This is a genomic window from Acinetobacter sp. ABJ_C5_2, assembly GCF_044538485.1.
Classification (GTDB): domain Bacteria; phylum Pseudomonadota; class Gammaproteobacteria; order Pseudomonadales; family Moraxellaceae; genus Acinetobacter; species Acinetobacter nosocomialis_A.
This window is the reverse complement of record NZ_JBIUCS010000001.1, coordinates 51,614-75,280: the sequence shown is the minus strand read 5'-3', so window position 1 is coordinate 75,280 and position 23,667 is coordinate 51,614. Positions and strand designations below refer to the sequence as shown.

Below are 23,667 nucleotides of genomic sequence, written 5' to 3'. Positions count from 1 at the left end.
TAAATATCATATAGGTAGAACAACTAAATGCTTAACTGGAACAATGATAAAACTATCCACGAAATTTTATCTGCACCATTAAATCTTGCCATCGACAATTCAGATGATTCTTTAGTCGGTCAAGCACGCTCTGCTGCTGAAAGAGCAATTCAATTTTGTCAACAAAACTCGCCAATATCAGGTACTTTTACTCAAAAAAAGAATGGCTTTATATTTGAGAACTGTAAACTGGATCATTTTGGTGGAGTAGAGGCAATGATACATGGTTATATTAAAATTATTCCAGCAGAACCAATAATTAGGGAGAATTTAAATATCAGCCTATCAACTCTTGAGTTAAATCTAAGCATCCAATATCTACAAGGTAATGAATATATTGAAGGTAATAAGACAACATGGATGGGACGAATAACCACCACTACAGTACGACCACATACCAGTCAACGTTTAATTACAGCACAACAAGCAAGCCAAATTAGATTTGTACATAAAACAGATCAATTGGTGGTTTATTCTCAAACCAGAGAAAATCGCTTTGCAACTATTGTCTATACCTTAACTGATTTTGAATCAGCAAATTACATCACATTAGATCAGGATGAAAATAAAATAAAGTGGTTATCGACTAAAGGAAAACTTCATGTTAAAAATAGTCCCATTGGCACTTATGAAGTGACTTTTAATAATCAAGAACAGCCTTTTACAATGGATGTTCATTTTCCTATTTCAGGAAAATTTGAAATTAAAGATTCAAGTTCTCAAAATTCAATCATTATTTTTGCACAGGAAAATGCTAAAAAATTCGATTATCAAGTCATCACTCAGGGAAATTCTCAGAATAAAGTTACAAAAACCTGGGAAGATTTCTTAGGCTGGGAAACTGAAACTTTTTCTTTTATTTGAGTATGTTTCTCTACATATATCATCTCACGACTTAATTTATCTTTTGGTTATGATGTGCCACAATGGCACATCATAACCTTTACTTTCAGAAACAAGGTTTAGGGGCAATTTTATTATTAGATGCCTTACATCGTTTATACCAAGCCAGTGCCACAGTAGGATTTCCTCTTGTTCTTGTTGACGCAAAAGATGGTGTCGCAGAATTTTATCAACAATATGGATTTCAGCCATTAGGCCAATACCCAAACAAATTGTTTATGACAATGAAAGGCATTGCGCATAACATTGCACCCTAATTTTTAACTCATTTTATTTGAGAAGATAATTTCATGATCGGATGTTTAATTGGCGAAGTGTTTGCCCTAGAAGCCCCTACTGTCTTACTCAATGTAAATGGTGTGGGCTATGAAATTGATACGCCACTTTCAACATTTTGCCAATTACAAAAAGGCCAGAAAGTTACGCTATGGACGCATTTGGTTGTGCGTGAAGATGCACAGCAGCTCTACGGTTTTAGCGATGCTCAAGAAAAAACTATTTTCCGCACCTTATTAAAAGTAAATGGTGTCGGTCCGAAAATGGCATTAGGTATTCTCTCTACTTTAAGTGTTGAATTGCTAGTACACACAATTGAACATGATGATATTAATACGCTGGTCAAAGTTCCGGGCGTTGGTAAAAAAACAGCTGAACGTTTAATGATTGAACTTCGTGACCGTTTTAAAACCTTGGCTCAAGGCACTTCAACTGCGGCGGCCATGCCTCAAATTCAATTTGCTGCAAACTCTCCTGTTGCAGAAGCAGAAGCTGCGCTGCAATCTTTAGGTTATAAGCCACTTGAAGCACAAAAAGCTGTAGCTGCGGTTAAAGCCGATTACACTGAATCAGCCGATATTATTCGTGCTGCTCTTAAATCAATGATGAAGTAAACACACCTATGCAAGACCGTCTAATCAGTGGAACAGAAAAACCTGAAGATCATTTTGATCGGGCTATTCGACCAACTTCACTTGCCGATTATATTGGACAGCCAGTTGTACGCGAGCAAATGGAAATTTTCATTGGCGCTGCTCGTGGTCGTGGTGAAGCACTCGACCACACACTGATTTTTGGTCCACCGGGTTTAGGTAAAACTACACTGGCTAATATCATTGCACGTGAAATGGGTGGCAATCTCAAATCCACTTCAGGGCCTGTTTTAGAACGTGCGGGTGATTTGGCGGCAATGCTGACTAACCTTGAAGAAGGTGATGTTTTATTTATTGATGAAATTCACCGTCTTTCTCCAGTGATTGAAGAAATTCTGTATCCGGCAATGGAAGATTACCAACTCGATATCATGATTGGTGAAGGCCCTGCTGCTCGTTCAATTAAACTCGATTTGCCACCTTTTACCCTCGTTGCTGCCACCACACGTGCCGGCTTACTCACCTCCCCTCTACGTGACCGTTTTGGTATTGTGCAGCGTCTTGAGTTCTACTCTGTAGAAGACTTAACTCATATTGTGTCACGCTCTGCAAACCTTATGGATGTGCCCATTACAGTTGAAGGTGCAGAAGAAGTTGCTCGTCGCTCACGCGGTACACCGCGTATTGCCAATCGTTTATTACGACGTGTTCGCGACTACGCACAAGTGAAAGGTACAGGTGAAGTGACTCATGAAATGGCACAACGTGCGCTTGATATGCTCAATGTTGATAAAGCTGGTCTAGATACTCTAGACCGTCGTTATTTGAGCATGTTACTCGAGCGTTTTGATGGCGGTCCTGCTGGAGTTGAAGCGCTTGCAGCAGCTATGGCTGAAGACAGTGGCACGCTTGAAGATGTGATTGAACCTTATTTAATTCAACAAGGTTATGTCATGCGTACTGCACGAGGCCGCATTGCAACCAACCAGTCTTACTTACAGTTTGGCATGACGCCACCTGAGCCTAAAAACTAATCAAAGGAAGAGAATTTTCTCTTCCTTTTTTAATTTAACTGCTCTTCTTAACTCAAATAAAAATTGCTTTATCAATAATTTAGCCACTCTATACCTTTTAAGTCTTTCTTTATACCTTATTGATTTTTTAATATTTTTAAAAACTGAATTATAAGAAATCTAGACATTAAATCTTATGAACAATAATAGTTTTAGGATAAGGACATGTATAAGAAAGCCGCTTTAGTTTTTCCACTAGCCCTCATGAGTCAACTGAGCCTAGCAGATTGGGTCAAAGATGCCGCACAACAAAATGAAAATCAGGTCATTAAATTAAGACAACATATTCATCAAAATCCTGAACTGGGCAATATAGAAGTTAAGACATCTGCACTTGTTCAAAAAGAATTAAAGTCTTATGGCATTCAAGTCAAAACAGGTTATGCAAAAACAGGGGTTGTAGGTGTTTTAAAAGGTAATAAACCCGGCCCTATTATTGCGCTTAGAGCAGATATGGATGCGCTACCTATGGAGGAAAAAAGTGGTGTTCCATTTGCGAGTAAACAAAAAGCAATTTACCAAGGTAAAGAAACCTATGTGATGCATGCATGTGGACATGATGCACACACTGCAATGTTATTAGGTGCAGCAAAAATTCTAGCTGCCAATAAAGATAAAATATCGGGTACAGTTGTCTTTGTTTTTCAACCTGCTGAAGAAGGTGGAGCAGATATAGATAATTTCACACAAGGTGATCAAATCGGCTCCAGAAAAATGATCGCAGATGGAGCATTTAAAGACTATAAACCTGAAGCCATTTTTGGAATACATGTCATCTCTGGTATGCAAAGTGGCCACCTTTATTATAAAGATGGCGCTATTTTAAATAGTGCAGACCATTTACGTATTCAGGTCAACGGCAAGCAGGTACATGGTTCTACCCCTTGGTTAGGTAGAGATCCGATTTATGCATCAGCACAAATGATTAATAATTTACAGAGCCTTATTAGCCGGAGAACCGACCTTACCCAAGGCATGGGCGTAGTGAGTATTGGCAATATTCAAGGTGGTACAGCAGGAAATGTTATCCCTGAACAGGTCAATATGGTTGGGACTATTCGCTCTAATAACGAACAAATACGAGCAAATATTTTAAAAAGTTTACCAGTCATGATAGAGCACGATGCTCAAGCCAATGATGTGACTGCTAAAATTGAAATTGCACCTTATGCTCCAGTGACCATGAATGACAAAGCACTGACTCAGCTTATTCAGCCAACTTTAGCCAAGGTTGTTGGAGACTCAAAACTTCATGTTTTAGATCATAATGCAAGCGCAAGTGAAGATTTTGCCTATTATGGAAAATTAATGCCATCATTCTTTGTTTTCTTAGGCACAACACCAGAAAATCAGGACTTAACTCAAGCTGCACCAAATCATAGTCCTTATTTTATTGTAGACGACAAGGCCTTAAAAACAGGAACTGAGCTGCATGTAAGATTCGTATTAGATTATCCGAATATATCAAAACAAGTTCAAACCTCATGGAAGCCTTCTTAACTCAAAAGCATGCTAGCCATAAGATGTACCGTTTTTAGATTATAAATAGAGCAATCGCAATTGAAAGGTTGTGCCATAGGACTTAGTATGCAATCTGCTAAACTGCCCCGTATTTAAAAGCAGATGTATGACTTTGATTAGAACTGATGTTTTATTCAGCAGTCATATTTTAAATATAAAGCTCTATAGTGAACTAAAACGGAATACTCTCATGGCGAATCATTTTGAATTCAATATTCGTGTTTATATCGAAGATACGGACGCAGGCGGTATCGTTTACCACGCCAACCACATTCGCTATATGGAACGTACCCGTACAGAATGGCTCCGTGCTTCTGGCGTTGATCATTACTGGCATCAAAAAGACTACAACTTTGTTGTCCACAAAATCGACGTAAAATACATGCGCCCTATCTTAATGGATGACCTAATTACTGTTACAGCACGTGTAGTTTCATGTAAAGCTGCGTCATTTGTGTTGCAACAAAATATTTATCGTGGTGAAATCTTGCTTGCTTCTGGCGAGGTTGAGTTGGCATGTTTAAGTAAAGAACTGGTAGCTCGTCGTCTTCCAGAAGAAATACGTGATCTTATTCGTAAAGAATTGGAACAAGACTAAAAAAACAACCGGCATATGTAACTATGGCAACAAACATTGAATCAACCCTGCATATTTCTGACCTTATTTTACAAGCAAGTCCAGTCGTCCAATTGGTCATGCTGATTTTATTGTTAGCATCAATCTTTAGTTGGTACCTCATTGCCAAGTTACATATGGGTTATAAAAAAGCACGTCAAGGCGATGAACATTTCCAAAAAATGTTCTGGTCTGGTGCTGAACTTAATACCCTCTATAACAATGCACAACTCAACTCAAAACGTTCAGGCCTTGAAGATATTTTTTATCAAGGATTGAGTGAGTTCTTTAAACTTAAAAAACGTCAAGCATCTACTTCTCAAACGATTGAAGGCACCGAGCGTATTTTACGTGTCGGTTTAAGTCGTGATCAGGGTAGTCTGGAATATGGTTTAGGTACTTTAGCAAGTATCGGTTCGGTTGCCCCATATATCGGTTTATTCGGTACTGTTTGGGGAATCATGAATGCTTTTATTGGTTTGGCTGCCGTTGATCAAGTCACATTAGCGACGGTTGCACCGGGTATTGCTGAAGCACTTATTGCAACTGCAATTGGTTTATTTGCTGCAATTCCTGCGGTACTCGCTTTTAACCACTTTACTGCTAAAAGCGAAAGCGTCTACTCTGACCGCGCATTATTTGCCGAAGAAATGATTGCTTTATTGCAACGTCAATCTGTGGGTCCATCACAGGAAGATGCATAATGGCTATTCAACGTTCAGGGCGCTTTGAGCGCATAAAAAAACCATTAAAAAGTGACATGAACGTCGTACCCTATATCGATGTAATGCTCGTACTCTTAGTTATTTTCATGGTTACTGCTCCCATGATTACTAGCGGTATTAAAGTCGACTTACCTCAGGCAAATAATCGTCCAATTGAATCCAAAGATATGCCAGCCATGGTAACGATTGGTAAAGATGGCAATATTTATCTTCAATACCAAGACTATAAAGATAACGAGCCACTTTCTCGTGAAAAGCTCGAATCTGTATTAAGTGAAGCGCAAAAGCAAGCTGAGCAGGAAAACAAACAGCTTACGGTTTTAGTGAATGGTGATAAGTCACGCCCTTACGGCGAGGTCGTATCATTGATGGCAAGTTTACAAGAAGCAGGTTTAACTCAAGTTGGCCTTCTGACAGAGCCTTTAAAATAAGCTATGAACAAAAATCAAAAGCCTCCTTTTAAACAGAATGCGATTGCATTGGGCTTCACACTTGGAGTTCATGCAATTGCTATTGTCGGCTTGCTTTTTTTAGGCTTGAGTAAACCACCTGAACAGCCCAAAAAGCTAACTACTATTTTAGTTAAGCCAGAAGATTTACCACCGCCTTTAGCAAAAGAAGTTGAGCCACAAACTACAGCAGAAAATCAGGCAGAAGAAGTTCTAAGCCCAATTGTGGATGAAAATCTTCCTCAAAATCTTCCAGCAGTACCATCACCTCCTCCGCCCACAGCACAACATCTGGGTGCCCAAAAGCAAAAAGCCGAGCAGGCACAGCAAGCAAAATTAGCTGAGGAAAAACGTAAAGCCGAAGAAGCTGCTAAAGCGAAGCAAGCTGCGGAACAACAACGTTTAGAGGAAGCTCAAAAGCAGCAAGCTGAAGCTAAGCGTCAAGCTGAGGCAAAAGCTGCAAAAGTTGAAGCCGAACAAAAGCGTAAAGCTGATGCTGAGGCAAAAACCAAACATGAACAAAATGAGGCTCGCAAAGCTGAAGAAGCTGCTAAACGAAAAGCTGAGGCCGATGCAAAACTGAAACGTGAAGCAGAAAATGCAAAACTTCAGGCACAGCAAGAAGCAAAACGTAAAGCTGAAGCTGAGGCAAAAGCGAAACATGAAGCTCGTAAAGCAACTGAAGATGCTAAACGCAAAGCGGCTGAAGAGGCGAAAGTTAAACAGCAGAAAGTAGCTGAGGATGCCAAGCGTAAAGCTGAAGCTGATGCAAAAGCCCAAAAGCAGAAAGCGGCTGAGGATGCTAAGCGTAAAGCAGAAGCCGATGCAAAAGCTAAACACCAAAAAGCAGCTGAAGATGCCAAGCGTAAAGCTGAAGCTGATGCAAAAGCTCAAAAGCAAAAAGCGGCTGAGGATGCCAAGCGTAAAGCTGATGCTGACGCAAAAGCTAAACACCAAAAAGCTGCCGAAGATGCTAAGCGTAAAGCTGAAGCCGATGCAAAGGCTCAAAAGCAGAAAGCGGCTGAGGATGCCAAGCATAAGGCTGATGCTGACGCAAAAGCGAAACAGCAAAAAGCGGCTGAAGATGCAAGACGTAAAGCTGAAGCTGAGGCCGAAGCAAAAGCTGCATCTGTTAAAAAAGCACAGGAAGAAGCCGCTCAGAAAAAGGGTGAAGCCAAAAAAATTGCATCTTCAGCGAAGCGTGATTTTGAGCAGAAAATTAGAAATGCTTGGGATATTCCAGCAGGAACATCAGGTCAAAAAGCTACTGCGCGTGTAACGTTAAGTGATAGTGGAGCTGTATTATCAGTTATTGTTAGCTCTAGCAACCCAGATGTTAAAGCTAGTGTTGAAGCAGCGATTCGTTCTGCTGCGCCTTACCCTATGCCATCTGATCCTGATGCTCGACGCGAAGCAAGATCATTCAGTTCAACATTTACTGCAAAATAAGTATCTTGTTACATGCTTTAAATAGTTTAAGGCATGTAACTATGTTACAAAATCCACAGTCACAAAAATGCCTTCAATGACTTTAAACCTATGAAAACGAGCCGCAAACACCTTTTAGCCTTAACGCTGCTTACAGCACTAAGTCCTCTTGCACCAACAGCTGCCTTTGCTCAACTACATTTAGAAATTGCAAAAGCACCTGATCAGGCGCCTAAAATCGCTATTGTTCCCTTTAATAATGACAATGGACTTTATCCAATTGTGGAAACTGACTTAAACCGTTCAGGACGTTTCACAAGTTCATCGAAAAACTTACCTGCAAATGCTGCCATTAATCAGATTCAAGCATCTGATTGGCAAGCAGCTGGTATTCCATATGTTGTTACTGGGCAAATTAAGCAAACAGCTGATGGGTTTGAAGTCCATTACCAACTTTATGATGTACAAAAACAGCAATATCTTCTCAATGAGTTGTTGAATGTTCCTGCTTCACGCATCCGTCAAGCTGGACATATGGTTAGTGATGCTATTTATCAAGCATTAACTGGTATTGCAGGCGATTTTAGCGGTCGTATCGCTTATGTATTACGTAATCCGGCAACCCCTGCGGAACGTTACACTTTACAAATTGCCGATACAGATGGTGAGCAACCAAAAACTGTTCTCTCTTCACGCGACCCAATTCTGTCTCCAGCATGGACTCCTGACGCTAAAAAAATTGCTTATGTTTCTTTCGAAACTAAACGCCCAGCAATTTACTTACAAGATCTATCTACTGGAACACGTGAAGTACTTACCAGCTTTAAAGGCTTAAATGGTGCGCCAAGCTTTTCACCAGATGGCAAATCAATGCTATTTACAGCATCAATGAATGGTAACCCTGAAATTTATCAAATGGATTTATCAACTCGCCAAGTCAAACGTATGACGAATGATTCTGGCATTGATACAGAAGCACGTTACACACCAGATGGGAAAGCTTTTATTTTTACATCTGACCGTGGAGGCTCTCCTCAAATTTATCGCTATGATTTTGGAGATGGCTCAGTAAAACGCTTAACATTTAAAGGGTCATTTAATGCTCGTGGTACTTTAAGTGCAGATGGCAAAAAAATTGCACTAGTGCATCGACCAAGTGGCAGTAACTATAAAGTTGCTATCCAAGATATTAATACAGGCATTGTCAATATTCTTACCCCAACGAGTTTAGATGAATCACCAAGTTTCTCACCAAATGGGCAAATGGTGGTTTACGCAACTCGTGAAGGGAACCGTGGTTTACTGTCTATCATGTCCACTGATGGTCGTTTCCGTATGAATTTACCGAGTGAACAAGGTGAAGTACGTGAACCAGCCTGGGCACCTAAATAACTTTTTATTCCATTGATGGAGATGATGATGAAATCAATCAAATATTTGGCCCTTCCTCTACTTAGTGTAGCGCTTGTCATGACAGGTTGTGCGAGCCGTAAGCCTGCAACAACGGCAACTACTGGTACTACAAACCCAAGTACAGTAAACACAACTGGTTTAAGTGAAGATGCCGCATTAAATGCCCAAAATTTGGCAGGTGCTTCATCAAAAGGTGTAACTGAAGCAAATAAAGCTGCTTTAGCTAAACGTGTTGTTCACTTCGATTATGACAGCAGTGATTTATCTGCCGAAGATTATCAAACACTTCAAGCCCATGCTCAGTTCCTCATGGCAAATGCAAACTCAAAAGTTGCATTAACTGGTCATACAGATGAACGTGGTACACGTGAATACAACATGGCTTTAGGTGAGCGTCGTGCAAAAGCAGTTCAAAGTTACCTCATCACAAATGGTGTAAACCCACAGCAACTTGAAGCGGTAAGTTATGGTAAAGAAGCTCCTGTTAACCCAGGCCATGACGAGTCAGCTTGGAAAGAAAACCGCCGTGTTGAAATTAACTATGAAGCGGTTCCTCCTCTATTAAAATAAGACACTCCAAAAAATAAACGCCCACATATGGGCGTTTATTTTTTGATTCTTAATTTAAGAAGATTTGTTTTCCTCTTCTTCTGAATGTTGCATCGACTCAATCAAATCATGCTTATTAAAAGCTTTATATTCAGGTTTTGCTTCATAGTCTTTCCAAGCTTCCTGAACACTTTCTTTCGAAATTTCTTCTAAATTGATTGGTTCGCCTGCCGTGGGGGTCGCATCAAACTTCTTAGTTGTCATTTCGATTCTCCTAAATATACATTCCTTTGCTATGCAAACAACATACCATGTAAAATGGGGCTTGTAAGCATAAATGCAACACAAATAAAGTAAGATAATTTTTATTTTCCGGCATTCTCATCTAGAATATGCCACGTATTTATTTGACTCATTTTGATGCTTGCGCACAGGAGCGTTTTTTTATGTCCAACCTCACATTGTCCCAATTTTTACAACAACAAAAAGGGAACCTTACACCTGAGTTGGCCCAAGTCATCGACACGATTGCTACGACTTGTAAAACCATTGACCAAGCCCTACAAAAAGGTGCATTGGCTGGAATTTTAGGTAGTGCAGGTAATGAAAATGTTCAAGGTGAAACACAGAAAAAACTTGATGTGATTTCTAATGACTATTTAATTGATGCTTTAAAAGTTCACCCTCATGTTGGTGGTCTTGCATCTGAAGAACTTGATGACTTTACACCTGCGCAAGAAAACGGCGAATATTTAGTATTATTCGACCCATTAGATGGTTCAAGTAACATCGATATCAACATGTGCGTAGGAACAATCTTCTCGATTCTTCCTGCAAAAAATGCAGTAACACAAGCACAAGATTTCATGCAAGCAGGTACTCAACAGGTTGCTGCTGGTTATGTGTTATATGGCCCATCAACAATGATGGCTTTAACCGTTGGAAATGGTGTAGCGTTCTTTACTTTAGACCCAGAAACTCAAACATTCTTACTTACTACAGAGAATGTTCAAGTATCAGCAGATACTCAAGAGTTTGCTATTAACGCATCTAACCAGCGTCATTGGGAACAACCAGTAAAACAATATATTGAAGAGTTACTTGCAGGTAAAACATCTGTACGTGAAAAAGATTTCAATATGCGTTGGGTTGCATGTATGGTGGGCGATATTCACCGTATTTTATGCCGTGGTGGTATTTTCCTTTATCCATATGATCTAAAAGACCCGAAAAAAGCTGGTCGTTTACGTTTAATGTATGAAGCTAATCCAATGAGTATGCTCATTGAACAAGCAGGCGGCGCATCAACTACAGGCCGTGTTCGTATTTTAGATATTGAACCAACAGAGCTTCACCAACGTGTTCCGGTAATTATCGGTTCTAAAAACGAAGTTGAACGCGTAACAAGCTATCATTAATAATTAAATTATAGAGGGCGTCATATAGTATGATGACGCCCTTTTGGATATATCCTTATGGCGGTTATTTTTTTAGAATCAAAAGACAATGCAAAAATTAAACATTTGCGTGGTTTAATTGACCTCAATAGCGCCCGAAAAAAGCATCAACAAACGGTTCTTGAAGGTACTCACCTTTGCCTAGCTTGGTTACAACAACAGAAAAAACTCTTTTCGTTGTTTATGACTGAACAGGCGTTGGAACATGACGATTTAAAGAAAATTATCGAACTCCATCAGGGTCATGTCTTTATTATCAGTGAAGTTTTATATAAAGACTTAAGTACTTTAGGTAATACCCTTCCTTGCTTAGCTATTATTGATCTGCCTAAAACTGCGTTAACGATTGACTATAACGTAGATACGTTAATTCTAGAGAATGTACAAGACCCAGGTAACGTAGGCACATTATTACGTTCAGCAGCAGCAGCAAATATTAAACAAATTATTTGTACGCAAGGCTCTGCCTCACTTTGGTCACCACGCGTTTTAAGGGCAGGTATGGGGGCTCATTTTAGCTTAAATTGTTTTGAAAACTTCCAATTGACCGATATTCTTCCTAAATTCGATATTCCTGTTTTCGTTACAAGTTCTCATCGCTCGACCAGTCTTTATTCAAAAGACCTTTCAAAGCCATGCGTTTGGATTTTAGGTAACGAAGGACAAGGCGCAAGTGATTATGCTCTAGAACACGCACAATCAGTGACAATACCGCAACCAGGTGGTCAAGAGTCATTAAATGTAGCTATTGCAGGATCTATTTGTTTTTTTGAGATGGTTCGTCAGCGCCAATAAAACGTTAATTTATTTTACATCGCTCATATTTGTGAAAAAAATCATTTACACTACTAAAAAATAGCCGATTGTTGTCAACCTCCCACCTCTTTTCAACGTTATATAAGAGATATATTGAAGATAAGGTGGGTACGTCCAATGACAGGATTTTCCATCTCCATGGATTTAGCACCGAAAAAGTCTCGATCGGAAGCATCTAGTGTTCATGCCAGCACGGCTGAACAACGCCTAAAGGTTTTTATGCAAGATGTTACTGGTCGTGCTTTAGTGATGATGGAGAGTGCTACTCAAGGTCAACAAGGTATTGCCATGGACTTGGTTCAAGAAGCATTTATTGCTTTACACAAGTCTTACGCCGATCGAAGTACTGAAGAATGGTATCCGCTGTTTTATACGATTCTAAACAACAAACTTCAGGATTGGCGCCGCAAAGAAGCACGTCGGGCAAACCCATTTTCATTCTTCAAAAAAGTTAGTCTAGACAATGATGATGAAGAAATCATTGATATTGTCGATGAAAAAGCAATCAATCCAGCAGATTTTCTAGATCAAGAAGTAACCATAGAAGAGATTCAGGAAGCGATTGCAAAACTACCTGTTCGTCAACAACAAGCTTTCATGTTACGTGCGTGGGAAGGTTTCGACACCCATACTACAGCACAGATTATGAACTGCACTGAAGGTAGTGTAAAAACCCATTATCATCGAGCAATTCAGGGACTTAGAGAGTACTTAGCGCATTTAAATCCCATGGGAGGTTCTAATGAATCATGATGATTTCACTAAAAAGGTGACGTCTAAACTCGATAGTTTAGCCCATCACCATAAAAATAAAACAGTGGTGATGAATCATGTGCTTGACCATATCCAACAAAAACCAGCCTCTTTTTATAGTGTCTGGAAAATGACTGGTTTTGCACTTGCTGCAGCGATTACTGGTTTTGTTATTTTACCAAATTCGGTAGATATGATGGATAAGCCACAAAATCAAGTGGTTGTAAATCCTAAATTATCTCCACAAATGGTGGAAGATTTAGAAATGCTGATGGTGTTGGGTGAGGATAAAGTTCAACATGGTAGCTAAAAAGTTAGCACTTATCCTTTGTTCATTAAGTTTCCTGCAAACCAGTTTTGCGGGTTTTGAACGCTTCTGGATTTTTTCTAAAGATGCCAATACTCAAGTAGACGATACTTGGAATGCTCTATCTGAAGAAGAGCAACGAGCAGTAATTAAACGTTATCAAAGTTTAAAAGAATTGCCACCAAACCAAAGCGCTAACTTGCAACAACGCATGGATTGGTTCAACCAACTTCCAGATGCAGAAAAGCAGAAAATGCGCGAAGCTTGGCAAAAAATGAGTACACAAGAGCGTAATGATTTACGTCAGCGTATGTTAAAAGCAAGTGCTGATGAAAGAACTGCCATACGCGAAGAATATATCAATAAATATTTAGAGCACTAAAAAAATCACTTTTTAAGAATGTACCATTCAAAAAGCTAACAAGAAATAAAAAAGCCTCCTATGGAGGCTTTTTTATTTCTGCTTATTTGCGATAACGTCTATAAGCAATCAAACCTAGCAGTGATGTAAGAGAGAAGATTCCGATACTTCCTCCACCGCCACCACTTCTAGAATCATCGGTTGTAGTTGCAGTGCTTATTAAGTTAATTGTTCCCGCTTTGGCTGAAATAGTTCCATCTGCGTCATAAACATAGTAAGTCAATGTATCATTGAAAGTATTGAATACATTACTCGCTTGAATATAAATATTGCCACCATAGCAGATATTACCGCTATCATCTTTAGGGCACGGGCCTTCTCGATCTGCTTTGACTACCTTGAAAATACCATCCTTTGAGGTTTTACTTGGTATATAAATCGGCAATTCCACACCCTGATCATTTACCCAAAATTTAGGTTTATTTGGTTTTGTCTTGAGTGTACTTGTAGGACCATCCCCATCATCATTCGCATACTGTAATAAATTTAAAGGAATGACTTCATTTGCTAAATACTTAAACGTTACCGTACCATCACCAGCAACTGGTGGAATATTATCAAATCGAGCTTCTAATAATCCCGATGATTGCGTAGATCCATCTTTACTGCTAATTGTATATTTACAATAGTTGTAATCCCCCGCTTGGGTAATAATATCATCTGAACGATAGAATATAATTTGTTGCAAAGAAGGATTCCATTCACAGAACAGTCCATCATCCTTTTTAATACTTGTAACTTTATCGTCAATTAATCCCGTTCCAACAGTTTCAAGATTAATATTATAGTCGGTTGTATTAAAGAACTTTAAAATATGACTACTATCTTCATTTGGCAAAGGTAAACCATTTGCCTTTAAGTCGATATAGATAGCTCGATATTTTGCATTTGCTTTGGTTTGATCAAGAAGATTCTTATAATTCGCAGAATCGATTTTTAATACATTTAATAAATATGCATAATCTGGATTCAATATATTCTTCTGAACCGTATCATATTGAGATTGATATTTCGCAAGCAGATCTGTAAGCGATGTATTACCTAAACCTTTTATATCACCAGCAGTCAGTTTCATTAGTTCAATCGAACCAATATCACAACTATTACGGCTATTTGGTTGATAATATAATTTACTATCAGCAAGTCGTGAAAGGCCTCGTTGGTCGATAGAAGTACACGAATCTTTACCTTCTGGGTCTACGTCCACCAGATTCTGACCACCTATATTATTTTTAGGATAGTAAATTGGTAAAAAACCAGTCTCTGGTCCAGCTGAATGTAAAGGTTCAAGCAATGAGTCAAAAGACTGGCCTGCTATATCAACAGTTCGATGTGTAGACGTAAGAGCTTCCGTCGGTAGATCACATTTTCCAGCATCATTCGTCAAATTTAGTGCATTAAAAGATAATATGAAACCAGCATTTTTTAAATCAGCCGCAGGTCCTATAAAGTAATGACACGCATAAGCTCCTAAATTATAACCAATTACATTAAACCTTAACTCTTTACTTCCCATAGTGTCATATAAGAAGGTGCTATAAGCGTTATTTTCAACAATAGTATTATTTTTTAAAGATAAACTACTGTTAGCGCTAAGTATAGTTGAAGGATTAGGAGTACCGTTTGGAGTAGCATCACCTGTAAATTTCAAAATACTACCATTTACTGTATTTGCAATATTTCGAGCAATGGTATTAATTGTAAAGGTTGCTTTCGGTTCTCCGCAGAACTCAAAAGTATTATTGGAACTATTTGAACCATTATTCAAAATACTAGAAGAGGTAAATGTTACCTCCCGTTTTGCATAGGCAGTACCATTCCAGCAACTCATTGAAAGTACACTTCCAGCTGTTGCAGTATTACCTTGGATCAAAGAGTGAGTTGCAGATAAATTAACATTATCGCCACCGAGGAAAATAGCGCCGCCTTTAGATGCATTTGAGTTCAAGATTTGACTATTTAATAAGGTAACATTGCCGCCTGCATAAATAGCGCCACCAAAATCGGGTGCTGAACCATTTTCCAAAATAATGTTTTGAAGGAATAAAGGCTGTTTATTTACTGCTGTATTAAAGATACGTGATTTACCACCAGCATTAATTCTCGTCTGCAACGGTTGTAATGCTGGATAATCATTGGTTAAAACGCTCTTCTCTGACCAATTTTTATCTTGGTCTTTTTCACCAAATCCGTAAATTGCTATATCTGCATTTGGAACCAATTCTTTGTTTAATGTATAAGTTCCTGCTTTTAATTGGATCACCTGACTTTTAGAAGTGTTATAAACTGTACATCCATAATCAGATCTTCGTGTTTCAGCAACTTTTATTGCTTCCCTTAATGAACAAGCATTAGGGTTTTCACCATCTTCATCCGCAAAAGTTGTCACTTCAATTCTTTGATTTGCTGTATCGGCAAAAAGAGGCATAGCCGCTAGCACAGCTAATGCTAATACTGCTTTTTTATAATTTTTCATAGTCCTCATCCCTGATTATGACTTGAAACGGCGTAATGCAATTAATCCAAATAACCCTAAAATTAATCCACCACCGACACTTCCCCCGCCACCTGTACTCACAGATTTATCTTCAATACCAGATACAGGTTCTTGGACTACAGTTGCTGGAATCGAGACATATTGGAAATCCGAGCCATCATTAAATCTCGATACACTCGTAACGACTTGAATACTAAAAATGTCTGCGCCATGCCAGTTTCCATTTGGTGTGTAAACAACATTTCCATTTTGATCTATTGTGACGCTACCTTTAGAGACTGGCGTATCGGTACTTTGTTTTATTTTCAAACAGCCAGGTTGCCATTCTTTACCATCAGGACGGTCACCAAATAAACGTTTACATGTAGCAGGTGTGACCAAATCGGCTTCACTTAAGGAGTTTAAAATATTAAATTTTGCAACTTGGCCATATTTAATATCCTGCCCCACTGTCGCAATTTCATTATTTAAAATATATTCGATTGCACCTAAGTCACATAGTTCATCGTAACCACTACGATTTTTTCCACGTTGGTCAAGTCTTTCACAACCAGCCAATCCAACCGATGAACCGTCACTATATAACCGTCCTTTATTAATAATTAAAGAATCAGCTAGGCTATTATAACTCTCAAGCAGGCGAGGCTTAAAAAATCCAAGAAAGCTATCTTTCGGTGTGCTAAATGGACATAACAACCCCTCTTTTGCTGTTACATCACAGACACCTTCATCGGTATCTCCAGCGATTAACTTTTCACTAGCAGGAAAAAGGATATTAGGTAACTTTGCAGTAGTATTGCGATTACAGTCAGAAATAACTAAATTACTTTGAATAACAGTCTTGTCATCCGTATTTGCAGTACAGTTTGCAGTATTGCCAACTAAAATGCTGTTAGAAATAGAAGCATTTCCTTGAGGAGCATCAAGAAACAAGCCTGCTGCATTTTTAATCATTGTAATATTATTAACAAACATTCCATCTTTAATGTTTGCAATAAAACCGACTTTGTTATGAAAGAATGTACTGTTACTAAAACCTATGGCACGTATATTTAAATACCCACCAGTACTTTCATCATCAAATTTCGTTGCACCATAAAATAAGGTTCCATCTGCTGAGGAAACTTCATTATCACGTACTACAGATTGGGTTACTAAATACAAAGGTTGCTCGCTATAAATAACGCCACCTTGGGTTGCTTTATTATTTTGAAATAAACTATTTATGATAGTTACAAAGCCAGCTGTTTGACCGGTTTTAGATAATAATCCTTGATTGTAAATTACCCCACCCTGATTCGCATATCCGCCAATCAACCGAGAGTTTTGAATAGTGAGTTTTTCATGGTTTAAAATTAAACCGCCTGTTAACACATTAGAGTTTGCGCCTGCACCTTGTAAGTTAAGGTCACTCAAGGTTACAGCAAATGATGGTTTTTCAACGCTACCATCATCAATTTTAAATAACTGATCTGTACCTACCATTTTGATGGTTGCATTATGAGAACCAGGCTGATCAGTATCAACTAATGTAGAATCATTTTTTACTGTACTAATGGTAAGGGGAGCTGTAATCGTTATTTTGCTATTTAGCGTATATTCTTTATCACGCTGTAAAATAATATTTGATGAAGCATCTTTATTTCCACAGCCATGGTAACCATTTGCATATTTTTCTACATCGGCTGCATTAGATGAACCACGATAATTTAGAAACTGTACAGCTTCTCGTAGCGTACAAACCGTATCATCTTTATCTTCATCAACTAAGCTTGTGACTTGAATATCAGCAGAATAAGCGTGCCCAGCAGCAGCCAATAATGCAAAAGCAATGCTCCGTTTGAGCATACCCTTCTCCTTACCTATTTTTTTCATTTTTCTTTGTCAATATTGCAAAGTTTCCACTTTTGCAAACGCATCCTTTGTGCGTACTTTGTCACAGGAATCAGAATTTCTCAAGATGTTTTGATCGGTCAATAGCGTCATTTTAGATAAGTAGCTTTATAAATATTTGGACAACTAAACATCTATTGATATATGGAAATTTTACTTATGAAAAAATTTAACAATTCACTCTGAGGCTTCAAGAATAAGTGTTTAATAGTTCTTATTTTATTTTTATATTAGAAAACCGAACTTATCCTAACCAACAAAAAGACACAATATAAGAAGTATTTATTGTTGGTATTCATCAATCAAAGCATAGATTTGTCTTAAAGTTGCATTTGAAAGCTTAGTCTTCTCACCTTTAAGAAGTTTCTCTAGTTGAGCTACGGTCTGCAACAATACAGAAGCCTGATGAGGTCCATGTAAAAGTAAATAATCTACAATCTGCTGATCGAAATGGATACCACGTCTCGCCATAACAGAAGTGACTAAAGCATAGCGGTCCGCATATAAACTTCCACTTGGCACTTTTACACTGACTGCTTGAGTAAGACGTGATTGTAAGTCTGGCAGCTCCAGTTTCAATTCAATCGGTGCAACACGTGAAGAAAATACAAGTTGCCCTTCATGGTTATTCATTAAATGAAAGACCGCCTTTTGCCAGTGCGGCACACCACTAATAGATTCAATGTCATCTAAAGCAACTAAGTCATAGTGCTCTAAACAGGTAATTGCCTCTATGGGAGCATCAAGAAGTTCTAGCAAAGAAACTTTAATTGCAGACTTACCCACTTCCAAATAAGAATCACAAATTGCCGAAAGCAAATGACTCTTACCCGTTCCTGCACCTCCATAGATATAAAATCTATTTACTAGACCTGCATGTAGTTGACGCACTGCATCGACTACATGCCCCCAACCTGGTCCCGAAAAATCACTGATTCGGGCATCAAGTTGAGGTTCTATATCCAGTTGGAGTTGACGCATATAATGAATTGGCCTTGAAATTATTTCTGATCTGAAAGATTCGGTGTATCTGTATCTTGCTGTGTTTTAACTTCAAGATCAAGTTTAGTATTTCCAGTTTCTACATGAATTTGCTGAATATTACCCTCTTGTACAAATAATTCCGAGTAAGCGCCATAAAGACTACTTTTTTCATAGTTATCTCTTAGATGTTTTAAGAGTACAACAATGACGGCAGCCACAGGTAATGCAATGAGCATTCCTAAGAAACCTGCAAGTTGGGCACCTGCCAATACAGCAAATACAACCGCAACAGGCGAAAGACCAATTTTATCACCGAGTAGAAAGGGTTGTAGAATATAGCCTTCTACTGCTTGACCAATCATAAAAACCACACCAACGAGTAGTAAGTGGGTCCAGTCCAGTCCAAACTGGAACAAACTTGCAATAACGGCTGCAATAATACCGACAGCAAATCCCAAATAAGGAATAATACTGGCAAGGCCAGCCACCATCCCAATAATAAGTCCGACCTCTAGCCCAATTAACTGTAAACCTACGGCATAGACTACGCCGAGTAAAAGCATAACGAGGAACTGACCTTTAACAAATGCTCCTAAAACGCTATGGCACTCACGAACGATTTGTAAAGTAGTCTCTTCATATGGTCGTGGAATGAGACGACGTAAGTTCAGTAACATACGGTCCCAATCAAGCAAGAAATAGAAAGCAATAATTGGAATTAAAACAATTGTTCCACCAATCTGAATAAAATTCAGACCTGATTGTGCAAGCTTTAATAAAACAGCTTGAATACTATCGGCACTGTAATTAGTCTGAACATAATCCATGACCGCTTTGGACATTTGATCGGTATCAATTTCCATTTGCTGAACATGGAATGTTGAAGAAATCCATGGTAACAGCTCTGCATTAATCCAGTGAATTCCCGCTGGTATACTATCTCGTGCATAAACAAGTTGTTTCCAGATGAGTGGAACCAAATACCATAACGCAACAGTTAAAGTTACACCGATACCGATAAAAACAATGCTAATAGCCAACCAACGAGGTAGCTTAATTTTTACTAGAACATCGACCAGTGGACTAAATAAATAAGCCAGGAAAAAAGCACCAAGAAATGGAATGACCACAGGCTTGAGCAAGTATAATACCCATACCAGCAATACAATACCTGCGAGTAAGAAAATACGGCGCAGTATACGATCTTGCATAAAATATAGCCTTTTTTGATTTAATCGTTATAAATGGAAAAATATTTTTATTAAAGATAGCATTTTCGAGCATAAATAACATAAGAGTTTCGTATATTCAGGTTATAATCTGCCGCCAATGCGGAGACTTCATTTATGAGCAACTCAACTTCTACCCCAAATACCGGTTTAAGCTACAAAGATGCGGGTGTTGACATTGAAGCGGGCGACGCACTGGTCGATCGTATCAAGTCAGTCGCTAAACGTACAACTCGTCCAGAAGTAATGGGCGGACTTGGTGGCTTTGGTGCACTATGCAAAATCCCTAAAGGTTACGAAGAACCTGTTTTAGTTTCTGGAACTGACGGCGTAGGTACTAAATTACGTTTAGCTCTTAACCTTAATCGTCATGACACAATCGGCCAAGACCTTGTCGCGATGTGTGTTAACGATCTTTTGGTTTGTGGTGCAGAACCATTATTCTTCCTCGATTACTATGCTACTGGTCACTTAAATGTAGACGTAGCTGCCAATGTAGTTACTGGTATCGGTAAAGGTTGTGAACTTGCAGGTTGTGCACTTGTAGGTGGTGAAACAGCTGAAATGCCTGGCATGTATGAAGGCGAAGATTACGATCTTGCTGGTTTTGCCGTAGGTGTTGTTGAGCAAAGCAAAATTATTGATGGCTCTAAAGTAAAATCTGGTGATGTACTTATTGGTGTTGCATCAAGCGGTGCTCACTCAAATGGTTATTCATTACTACGTAAAATCTTAGATGTTAAGAATGTAGACTTAACTCAAGTGATTGATGGTCGCCCTCTTGCAGATGTTGCAATGGAACCAACTCGTATTTACGTAAAACCAGTTCTTGAGCTTTGCAAACAAGTTGATGTACATGCTATGGCACACATCACTGGTGGCGGTTTACCTGGTAACTTACCACGCGTATTACCAAATGGTGCTCAAGCTGTAATTAATGAAGCTTCTTGGGAATGGCCAGAATTATTCAAACTTCTACAACGTGAAGGCAATGTAGAACGTTTTGAAATGTACCGTACCTTTAACTGTGGTGTAGGTATGGTGATTGCAGTTGATGCAAATGATGCAGAAAAAGCAATTGAAGTGCTTAATGCTCAAGGTGAAAAAGCTTGGAAAATCGGACATATCCAAGAAAATGCTGAATCAGTGGAAGGTGCAGACGAAAAAATTCGTGTGATCTTTGAATGATGAAAATTGCTGTTCTAGTCTCTGGGAACGGCAGTAACTTACAGGCCTTGATAGATGCACGTCTATCAGGGCAAATTGTAGGTGTATTGTCCAATAAAGCCGATGCTTATGCCCTAGAGCGTGCTCAAAATGCCAATATCGCAACAGCGGTAATTTCGCATAAAGACTTTCCTAGTCGTGCCGATTTTGATGAAGCGATGCATCAGCAACTTATGGCGTGGCAAGCTGACATTGTTATCTTAGCTGGCTTCATGCGTATTTTAACTGCAAACTTTGTCGATAAATGGCAAGGTAAAATGCTCAACATCCACCCTTCGTTATTACCTGCTTATAAAGGTGTTAATACACATCAGCGTGTATTAAATACAGGTGATCGATTGCATGGTTGTACAGTTCACTTTGTAACTTCTGAACTTGATGCTGGTCAAGCAATTGCTCAATCTGCAATTGAAGTCAAAGAACATGACAATGTTGCCTCTTTGGCAGAACGTGTACATAAACTTGAGCATTTCATTTATCCTCAAGTTGCAGAGTGGTTATGTAATGGCCAACTGACATGGAAAGATGGACAAGCCTATTTCCGTAATCAAATTCTTGAACACCCTATACGTTTTGCATCTTGGTAAAAGCTTTGCTCAACGTAAATTAAAAAAGGACATGCATGCATGTCCTTTTTTAATGAAAGTCTTATTAGCGTAAATTGCTATGAATAAGCTTCTTAATATAATTCACTGTCTCAATCGGATGCTCCAGAGGGAACATATGCCCTCCTTCAACGACACTAAATGGAATTCCCATTTTACGCTTTGCCATTTGAGGGAAACCTCTTTTTAAGAAGGCACTTTCTTTTCCTACAACTAAATGTACAGGCATTTTTGGTTTTGGTATAGGTAGCCACCACCAAGAAGGATTTTTACGGAAAATCGCAACTTCATCTTCACGAGAAATAGTTAACGTTACGCCGCCACGTACTGAATCTTCTTTCAAAGCATAATCAATGTAAGCTTGAAAGCAGTCCTCATCAAAGTCTTTATAAAAACCTTTTGGACGTAACAAAGAAGCAGCTTGCTCACGAGACTCCCAATGCTCACGACGACGTGCAGATAAACCTGCAGGTGTCATGTCATCGACTATTTTAGGTTTAAACAGTTTTGCCATATGAAAAGCAAAAGAGTATCTACCCAAAATAAGAGGTGGATCTAACATTATCACTTGTGAAAAAAGCTCAGGGCGTTTAAAAGATGCCATTAAGGTTAAAACTGATCCCAGCGAATGCCCAAGTCCAATCACCTTTCTCCCTTTAGCTTGACGTACAATACTATCAATCACCTGATCAACTAAAAAAGGCCAATGATCGGTAATTGGATAACGTTTGTCAGGACCAATGAGTGGAACATAAATGATGTCATACTCATCTTTTAATTGATCAAACAATTTTTGATACACCATAGATGGCACACCGTTGGCGTGTGCAAAGTGTATAACCGGTTTTACTGACATACCGTTATCCTGATTTAAATTATTGTAGCTTGGCGTTCTGACTCGTCTCTAAACGTTGAGCAACCGACTCACTTAAGCCTTTACCCATTTCTGCACCCATTCGACCAAGAATAGATTGTAATGGGTTACGTTCAATCGTGTAGTCAACTTTATTATCAAGCTTCAGTTCACGCATCAAGCTCGTAATGTTACCTGAGCGGTCAGCAACACCTAACTGGATTGCTTGTTCACCAGTCCAGAAAAGACCAGAGAAAATAGCAGGGTCATTCGATTTTAAACGTTTCCCGCGTCCTTCTTTAACTGCATTAATAAAATGAGTATGGACATTATCGAGTACAGACTGAATATGTTCTCTTTGTACAGGATTAATCGGTTTTGTCATACTTAAAATGTCTTTATTGGTGCCCGCTGTCAAAGTACGGTCTTCAATTCCGAGTTTTTGAGCTAAACCAGTAATGCCATAGTTCGGCATAATGACACCAATTGAACCGACCAAACTTGATGGATTCACAATAATTTCATCAGCAGCAGAAGCAATATAATAAGCACCAGAAGCACCCATATCACCAATTACTGCATAGACTTTCTTGTCAGGATGTTCTTTTTTCAAATAGCGAATTTCTTGCCAAATTTCATCCGACTGAACAGGAGAACCGCCAGGAGAATTAATATTAAGTGCAATTGCTTTACTATTTGAAGCTTCAAAAGCACGTTTAAGCGCTTTATTCGTATCTTCACTATTTACTGCTTGATTACTTGAAGCATCAATGGTTCCAACAATATCAACTACAGCCAGATGAGCACTGCTACTACTTGCTGCTGAGCCTTCTTTGCTGGTTGAGCAACCCTTGCCCATTAACACAACAATAAATAATAGATAAATAAAAGTAAGTGTTTTAAAGAATATACCCCAGCGACGACTACGGCGTTGTTCTTCTACAGAAGCCATTACAGCTTTCTCAAGGATTTGCCATTCTGGTCCGTTCTGTTTAGGGGTTATAGGTTCATTTTGTGGTTTTGGTGGCCAATCGGACATA

25 protein-coding genes are annotated in these 23,667 nt (G+C 38.9%); 18 read left to right on the top strand and 7 right to left on the bottom strand.

Annotated elements, in window-relative coordinates; translation table 11 throughout:
* The first annotated feature begins 27 nt into the window (after positions 1 to 27).
* From ACH8JV_RS00365 to pal, 11 genes are all read left to right on the top strand, one after another.
* A complete protein-coding gene (locus ACH8JV_RS00365) occupies positions 28 to 903 on the top strand; it encodes a hypothetical protein (RefSeq protein WP_191012007.1) in 876 nt (291 codons plus the stop codon).
* A 62-nt stretch (positions 904 to 965) separates the two neighbouring features.
* A complete protein-coding gene (locus ACH8JV_RS00360; protein ID WP_191012008.1) occupies positions 966 to 1,199 on the top strand; it encodes a hypothetical protein in 234 nt (77 codons plus the stop codon).
* 33 nt (positions 1,200 to 1,232) lie between these two features.
* Entirely contained in the window at positions 1,233 to 1,832 is a 600-nt protein-coding gene (gene ruvA / locus ACH8JV_RS00355) for a Holliday junction branch migration protein RuvA (protein WP_005067777.1), read from the top strand.
* 8 nt (positions 1,833 to 1,840) lie between these two features.
* Positions 1,841 to 2,845 carry a Holliday junction branch migration DNA helicase RuvB gene (ruvB, locus tag ACH8JV_RS00350; protein ID WP_002052424.1) on the top strand — a complete coding sequence of 335 codons (1,005 nt, stop codon included), beginning with the start codon at positions 1,841 to 1,843 and terminating at the stop codon, positions 2,843 to 2,845.
* 204 nt (positions 2,846 to 3,049) lie between these two features.
* Positions 3,050 to 4,384 (top strand): M20 family metallopeptidase, encoded by a 1,335-nt coding sequence (locus tag ACH8JV_RS00345; RefSeq protein ID WP_396519112.1) that lies wholly within the window; start codon positions 3,050 to 3,052, stop codon positions 4,382 to 4,384.
* 211 nt (positions 4,385 to 4,595) lie between these two features.
* On the top strand, positions 4,596 to 5,003 hold the full coding sequence (ybgC, locus tag ACH8JV_RS00340; RefSeq protein ID WP_004699892.1) for a tol-pal system-associated acyl-CoA thioesterase: 408 nt from the start codon (positions 4,596 to 4,598) through the stop codon (positions 5,001 to 5,003).
* Positions 5,004 to 5,026: 23 nt separating this feature from the next.
* Positions 5,027 to 5,725, top strand: a complete 699-nt coding sequence (gene tolQ, locus ACH8JV_RS00335) for a protein TolQ (protein ID WP_396519110.1) — start codon at positions 5,027 to 5,029, stop codon at positions 5,723 to 5,725.
* The gene (gene tolR, locus ACH8JV_RS00330) at positions 5,725 to 6,177 is read left to right on the top strand and encodes a protein TolR (protein ID WP_002052868.1); all 453 of its coding nucleotides are present in this window, start codon (positions 5,725 to 5,727) and stop codon (positions 6,175 to 6,177) included. Before tolQ ends, tolR begins: the two co-directional genes overlap by 1 nt.
* A gap of 3 nt (positions 6,178 to 6,180) precedes the next feature.
* On the top strand, positions 6,181 to 7,644 hold the full coding sequence (tolA, locus tag ACH8JV_RS00325) for a cell envelope integrity protein TolA (RefSeq protein WP_396519108.1): 1,464 nt from the start codon (positions 6,181 to 6,183) through the stop codon (positions 7,642 to 7,644).
* A 90-nt stretch (positions 7,645 to 7,734) separates the two neighbouring features.
* Positions 7,735 to 9,015 (top strand): Tol-Pal system beta propeller repeat protein TolB, encoded by a 1,281-nt coding sequence (tolB, locus tag ACH8JV_RS00320; protein ID WP_263614380.1) that lies wholly within the window; start codon positions 7,735 to 7,737, stop codon positions 9,013 to 9,015.
* 27 nt (positions 9,016 to 9,042) lie between these two features.
* Complete coding sequence (pal, locus tag ACH8JV_RS00315; protein WP_263614381.1) at positions 9,043 to 9,606, top strand: peptidoglycan-associated lipoprotein Pal; 564 nt, start codon at positions 9,043 to 9,045, stop codon at positions 9,604 to 9,606.
* A 54-nt stretch (positions 9,607 to 9,660) separates the two neighbouring features.
* Here pal and ACH8JV_RS00310 read toward each other — a convergent pair whose 3' ends face one another.
* Complete coding sequence (locus tag ACH8JV_RS00310; protein WP_002052586.1) at positions 9,661 to 9,849, bottom strand: NF038105 family protein; 189 nt, start codon at positions 9,847 to 9,849, stop codon at positions 9,661 to 9,663.
* Positions 9,850 to 10,031: 182 nt separating this feature from the next.
* Here ACH8JV_RS00310 and ACH8JV_RS00305 point away from each other — a divergent pair, with 182 nt between their 5' ends.
* From ACH8JV_RS00305 to ACH8JV_RS00285, 5 genes are all read left to right on the top strand, one after another.
* A complete protein-coding gene (locus ACH8JV_RS00305) occupies positions 10,032 to 11,003 on the top strand; it encodes a class 1 fructose-bisphosphatase (RefSeq protein WP_396519106.1) in 972 nt (323 codons plus the stop codon).
* A gap of 57 nt (positions 11,004 to 11,060) precedes the next feature.
* On the top strand, positions 11,061 to 11,837 hold the full coding sequence (locus ACH8JV_RS00300; RefSeq protein ID WP_396519104.1) for a TrmH family RNA methyltransferase: 777 nt from the start codon (positions 11,061 to 11,063) through the stop codon (positions 11,835 to 11,837).
* A 159-nt stretch (positions 11,838 to 11,996) separates the two neighbouring features.
* Entirely contained in the window at positions 11,997 to 12,611 is a 615-nt protein-coding gene (locus ACH8JV_RS00295; protein WP_396519102.1) for an RNA polymerase sigma factor, read from the top strand.
* Positions 12,601 to 12,921, top strand: a complete 321-nt coding sequence (locus tag ACH8JV_RS00290) for a hypothetical protein (RefSeq protein WP_002052599.1) — start codon at positions 12,601 to 12,603, stop codon at positions 12,919 to 12,921. Before ACH8JV_RS00295 ends, ACH8JV_RS00290 begins: the two co-directional genes overlap by 11 nt.
* The gene (locus tag ACH8JV_RS00285; RefSeq protein WP_022575263.1) at positions 12,911 to 13,300 is read left to right on the top strand and encodes a DUF3106 domain-containing protein; all 390 of its coding nucleotides are present in this window, start codon (positions 12,911 to 12,913) and stop codon (positions 13,298 to 13,300) included. Before ACH8JV_RS00290 ends, ACH8JV_RS00285 begins: the two co-directional genes overlap by 11 nt.
* 82 nt (positions 13,301 to 13,382) lie before the next feature.
* Here the strand turns inward: ACH8JV_RS00285 and ACH8JV_RS00280 are convergent, their stop codons facing one another.
* The 4 genes from ACH8JV_RS00280 to cxpE form a co-directional block, all read right to left on the bottom strand.
* Positions 13,383 to 15,815, bottom strand: a complete 2,433-nt coding sequence (locus ACH8JV_RS00280; RefSeq protein ID WP_396519100.1) for a CSLREA domain-containing protein — start codon at positions 15,813 to 15,815, stop codon at positions 13,383 to 13,385.
* A gap of 15 nt (positions 15,816 to 15,830) precedes the next feature.
* Positions 15,831 to 17,684, bottom strand: coding sequence for a rhombotarget A (rbtA, locus tag ACH8JV_RS00275; RefSeq protein WP_396519098.1), 1,854 nt, complete (start codon positions 17,682 to 17,684; stop codon positions 15,831 to 15,833).
* A gap of 327 nt (positions 17,685 to 18,011) precedes the next feature.
* Positions 18,012 to 18,710, bottom strand: coding sequence for a DnaA regulatory inactivator Hda (gene hda / locus ACH8JV_RS00270; protein ID WP_001249536.1), 699 nt, complete (start codon positions 18,708 to 18,710; stop codon positions 18,012 to 18,014).
* Positions 18,711 to 18,730: 20 nt separating this feature from the next.
* The gene (cxpE, locus tag ACH8JV_RS00265) at positions 18,731 to 19,924 is read right to left on the bottom strand and encodes a chloramphenicol efflux transporter CxpE (RefSeq protein WP_263614386.1); all 1,194 of its coding nucleotides are present in this window, start codon (positions 19,922 to 19,924) and stop codon (positions 18,731 to 18,733) included.
* A 135-nt stretch (positions 19,925 to 20,059) separates the two neighbouring features.
* Between cxpE and purM the strand changes: the two genes are divergently transcribed.
* The gene (purM, locus tag ACH8JV_RS00260) at positions 20,060 to 21,130 is read left to right on the top strand and encodes a phosphoribosylformylglycinamidine cyclo-ligase (protein ID WP_000071984.1); all 1,071 of its coding nucleotides are present in this window, start codon (positions 20,060 to 20,062) and stop codon (positions 21,128 to 21,130) included.
* Positions 21,127 to 21,756, top strand: a complete 630-nt coding sequence (gene purN, locus ACH8JV_RS00255) for a phosphoribosylglycinamide formyltransferase (protein WP_002052470.1) — start codon at positions 21,127 to 21,129, stop codon at positions 21,754 to 21,756. The genes purM and purN overlap by 4 nt, the downstream gene beginning before the upstream one ends.
* A 64-nt stretch (positions 21,757 to 21,820) precedes the next feature.
* Here the strand turns inward: purN and ACH8JV_RS00250 are convergent, their stop codons facing one another.
* Positions 21,821 to 22,630 (bottom strand): alpha/beta fold hydrolase, encoded by an 810-nt coding sequence (locus tag ACH8JV_RS00250; RefSeq protein WP_396519096.1) that lies wholly within the window; start codon positions 22,628 to 22,630, stop codon positions 21,821 to 21,823.
* A 19-nt stretch (positions 22,631 to 22,649) separates the two neighbouring features.
* A complete protein-coding gene (gene sppA, locus ACH8JV_RS00245) occupies positions 22,650 to 23,666 on the bottom strand; it encodes a signal peptide peptidase SppA (RefSeq protein ID WP_233929962.1) in 1,017 nt (338 codons plus the stop codon).
* Position 23,667: the final 1 nt, after the last annotated feature.

Coding starts and splice junctions, on each gene's coding strand:
- ACH8JV_RS00365 (WP_191012007.1), top strand. CDS start 28: ATGCTTAACTGGAACAATGATAAAACTATCCACGAAATTTTATCTGCA.
- ACH8JV_RS00360 (WP_191012008.1), top strand. CDS start 966: ATGGCACATCATAACCTTTACTTTCAGAAACAAGGTTTAGGGGCAATT.
- ruvA (WP_005067777.1), top strand. CDS start 1,233: ATGATCGGATGTTTAATTGGCGAAGTGTTTGCCCTAGAAGCCCCTACT.
- ruvB (WP_002052424.1), top strand. CDS start 1,841: ATGCAAGACCGTCTAATCAGTGGAACAGAAAAACCTGAAGATCATTTT.
- ACH8JV_RS00345 (WP_396519112.1), top strand. CDS start 3,050: ATGTATAAGAAAGCCGCTTTAGTTTTTCCACTAGCCCTCATGAGTCAA.
- ybgC (WP_004699892.1), top strand. CDS start 4,596: ATGGCGAATCATTTTGAATTCAATATTCGTGTTTATATCGAAGATACG.
- tolQ (WP_396519110.1), top strand. CDS start 5,027: ATGGCAACAAACATTGAATCAACCCTGCATATTTCTGACCTTATTTTA.
- tolR (WP_002052868.1), top strand. CDS start 5,725: ATGGCTATTCAACGTTCAGGGCGCTTTGAGCGCATAAAAAAACCATTA.
- tolA (WP_396519108.1), top strand. CDS start 6,181: ATGAACAAAAATCAAAAGCCTCCTTTTAAACAGAATGCGATTGCATTG.
- tolB (WP_263614380.1), top strand. CDS start 7,735: ATGAAAACGAGCCGCAAACACCTTTTAGCCTTAACGCTGCTTACAGCA.
- pal (WP_263614381.1), top strand. CDS start 9,043: ATGAAATCAATCAAATATTTGGCCCTTCCTCTACTTAGTGTAGCGCTT.
- ACH8JV_RS00310 (WP_002052586.1), bottom strand. CDS start 9,849: ATGACAACTAAGAAGTTTGATGCGACCCCCACGGCAGGCGAACCAATC.
- ACH8JV_RS00305 (WP_396519106.1), top strand. CDS start 10,032: ATGTCCAACCTCACATTGTCCCAATTTTTACAACAACAAAAAGGGAAC.
- ACH8JV_RS00300 (WP_396519104.1), top strand. CDS start 11,061: ATGGCGGTTATTTTTTTAGAATCAAAAGACAATGCAAAAATTAAACAT.
- ACH8JV_RS00295 (WP_396519102.1), top strand. CDS start 11,997: ATGGATTTAGCACCGAAAAAGTCTCGATCGGAAGCATCTAGTGTTCAT.
- ACH8JV_RS00290 (WP_002052599.1), top strand. CDS start 12,601: ATGAATCATGATGATTTCACTAAAAAGGTGACGTCTAAACTCGATAGT.
- ACH8JV_RS00285 (WP_022575263.1), top strand. CDS start 12,911: ATGGTAGCTAAAAAGTTAGCACTTATCCTTTGTTCATTAAGTTTCCTG.
- ACH8JV_RS00280 (WP_396519100.1), bottom strand. CDS start 15,815: ATGAAAAATTATAAAAAAGCAGTATTAGCATTAGCTGTGCTAGCGGCT.
- rbtA (WP_396519098.1), bottom strand. CDS start 17,684: ATGCTCAAACGGAGCATTGCTTTTGCATTATTGGCTGCTGCTGGGCAC.
- hda (WP_001249536.1), bottom strand. CDS start 18,710: ATGCGTCAACTCCAACTGGATATAGAACCTCAACTTGATGCCCGAATC.
- cxpE (WP_263614386.1), bottom strand. CDS start 19,924: ATGCAAGATCGTATACTGCGCCGTATTTTCTTACTCGCAGGTATTGTA.
- purM (WP_000071984.1), top strand. CDS start 20,060: ATGAGCAACTCAACTTCTACCCCAAATACCGGTTTAAGCTACAAAGAT.
- purN (WP_002052470.1), top strand. CDS start 21,127: ATGATGAAAATTGCTGTTCTAGTCTCTGGGAACGGCAGTAACTTACAG.
- ACH8JV_RS00250 (WP_396519096.1), bottom strand. CDS start 22,630: ATGTCAGTAAAACCGGTTATACACTTTGCACACGCCAACGGTGTGCCA.
- sppA (WP_233929962.1), bottom strand. CDS start 23,666: ATGTCCGATTGGCCACCAAAACCACAAAATGAACCTATAACCCCTAAA.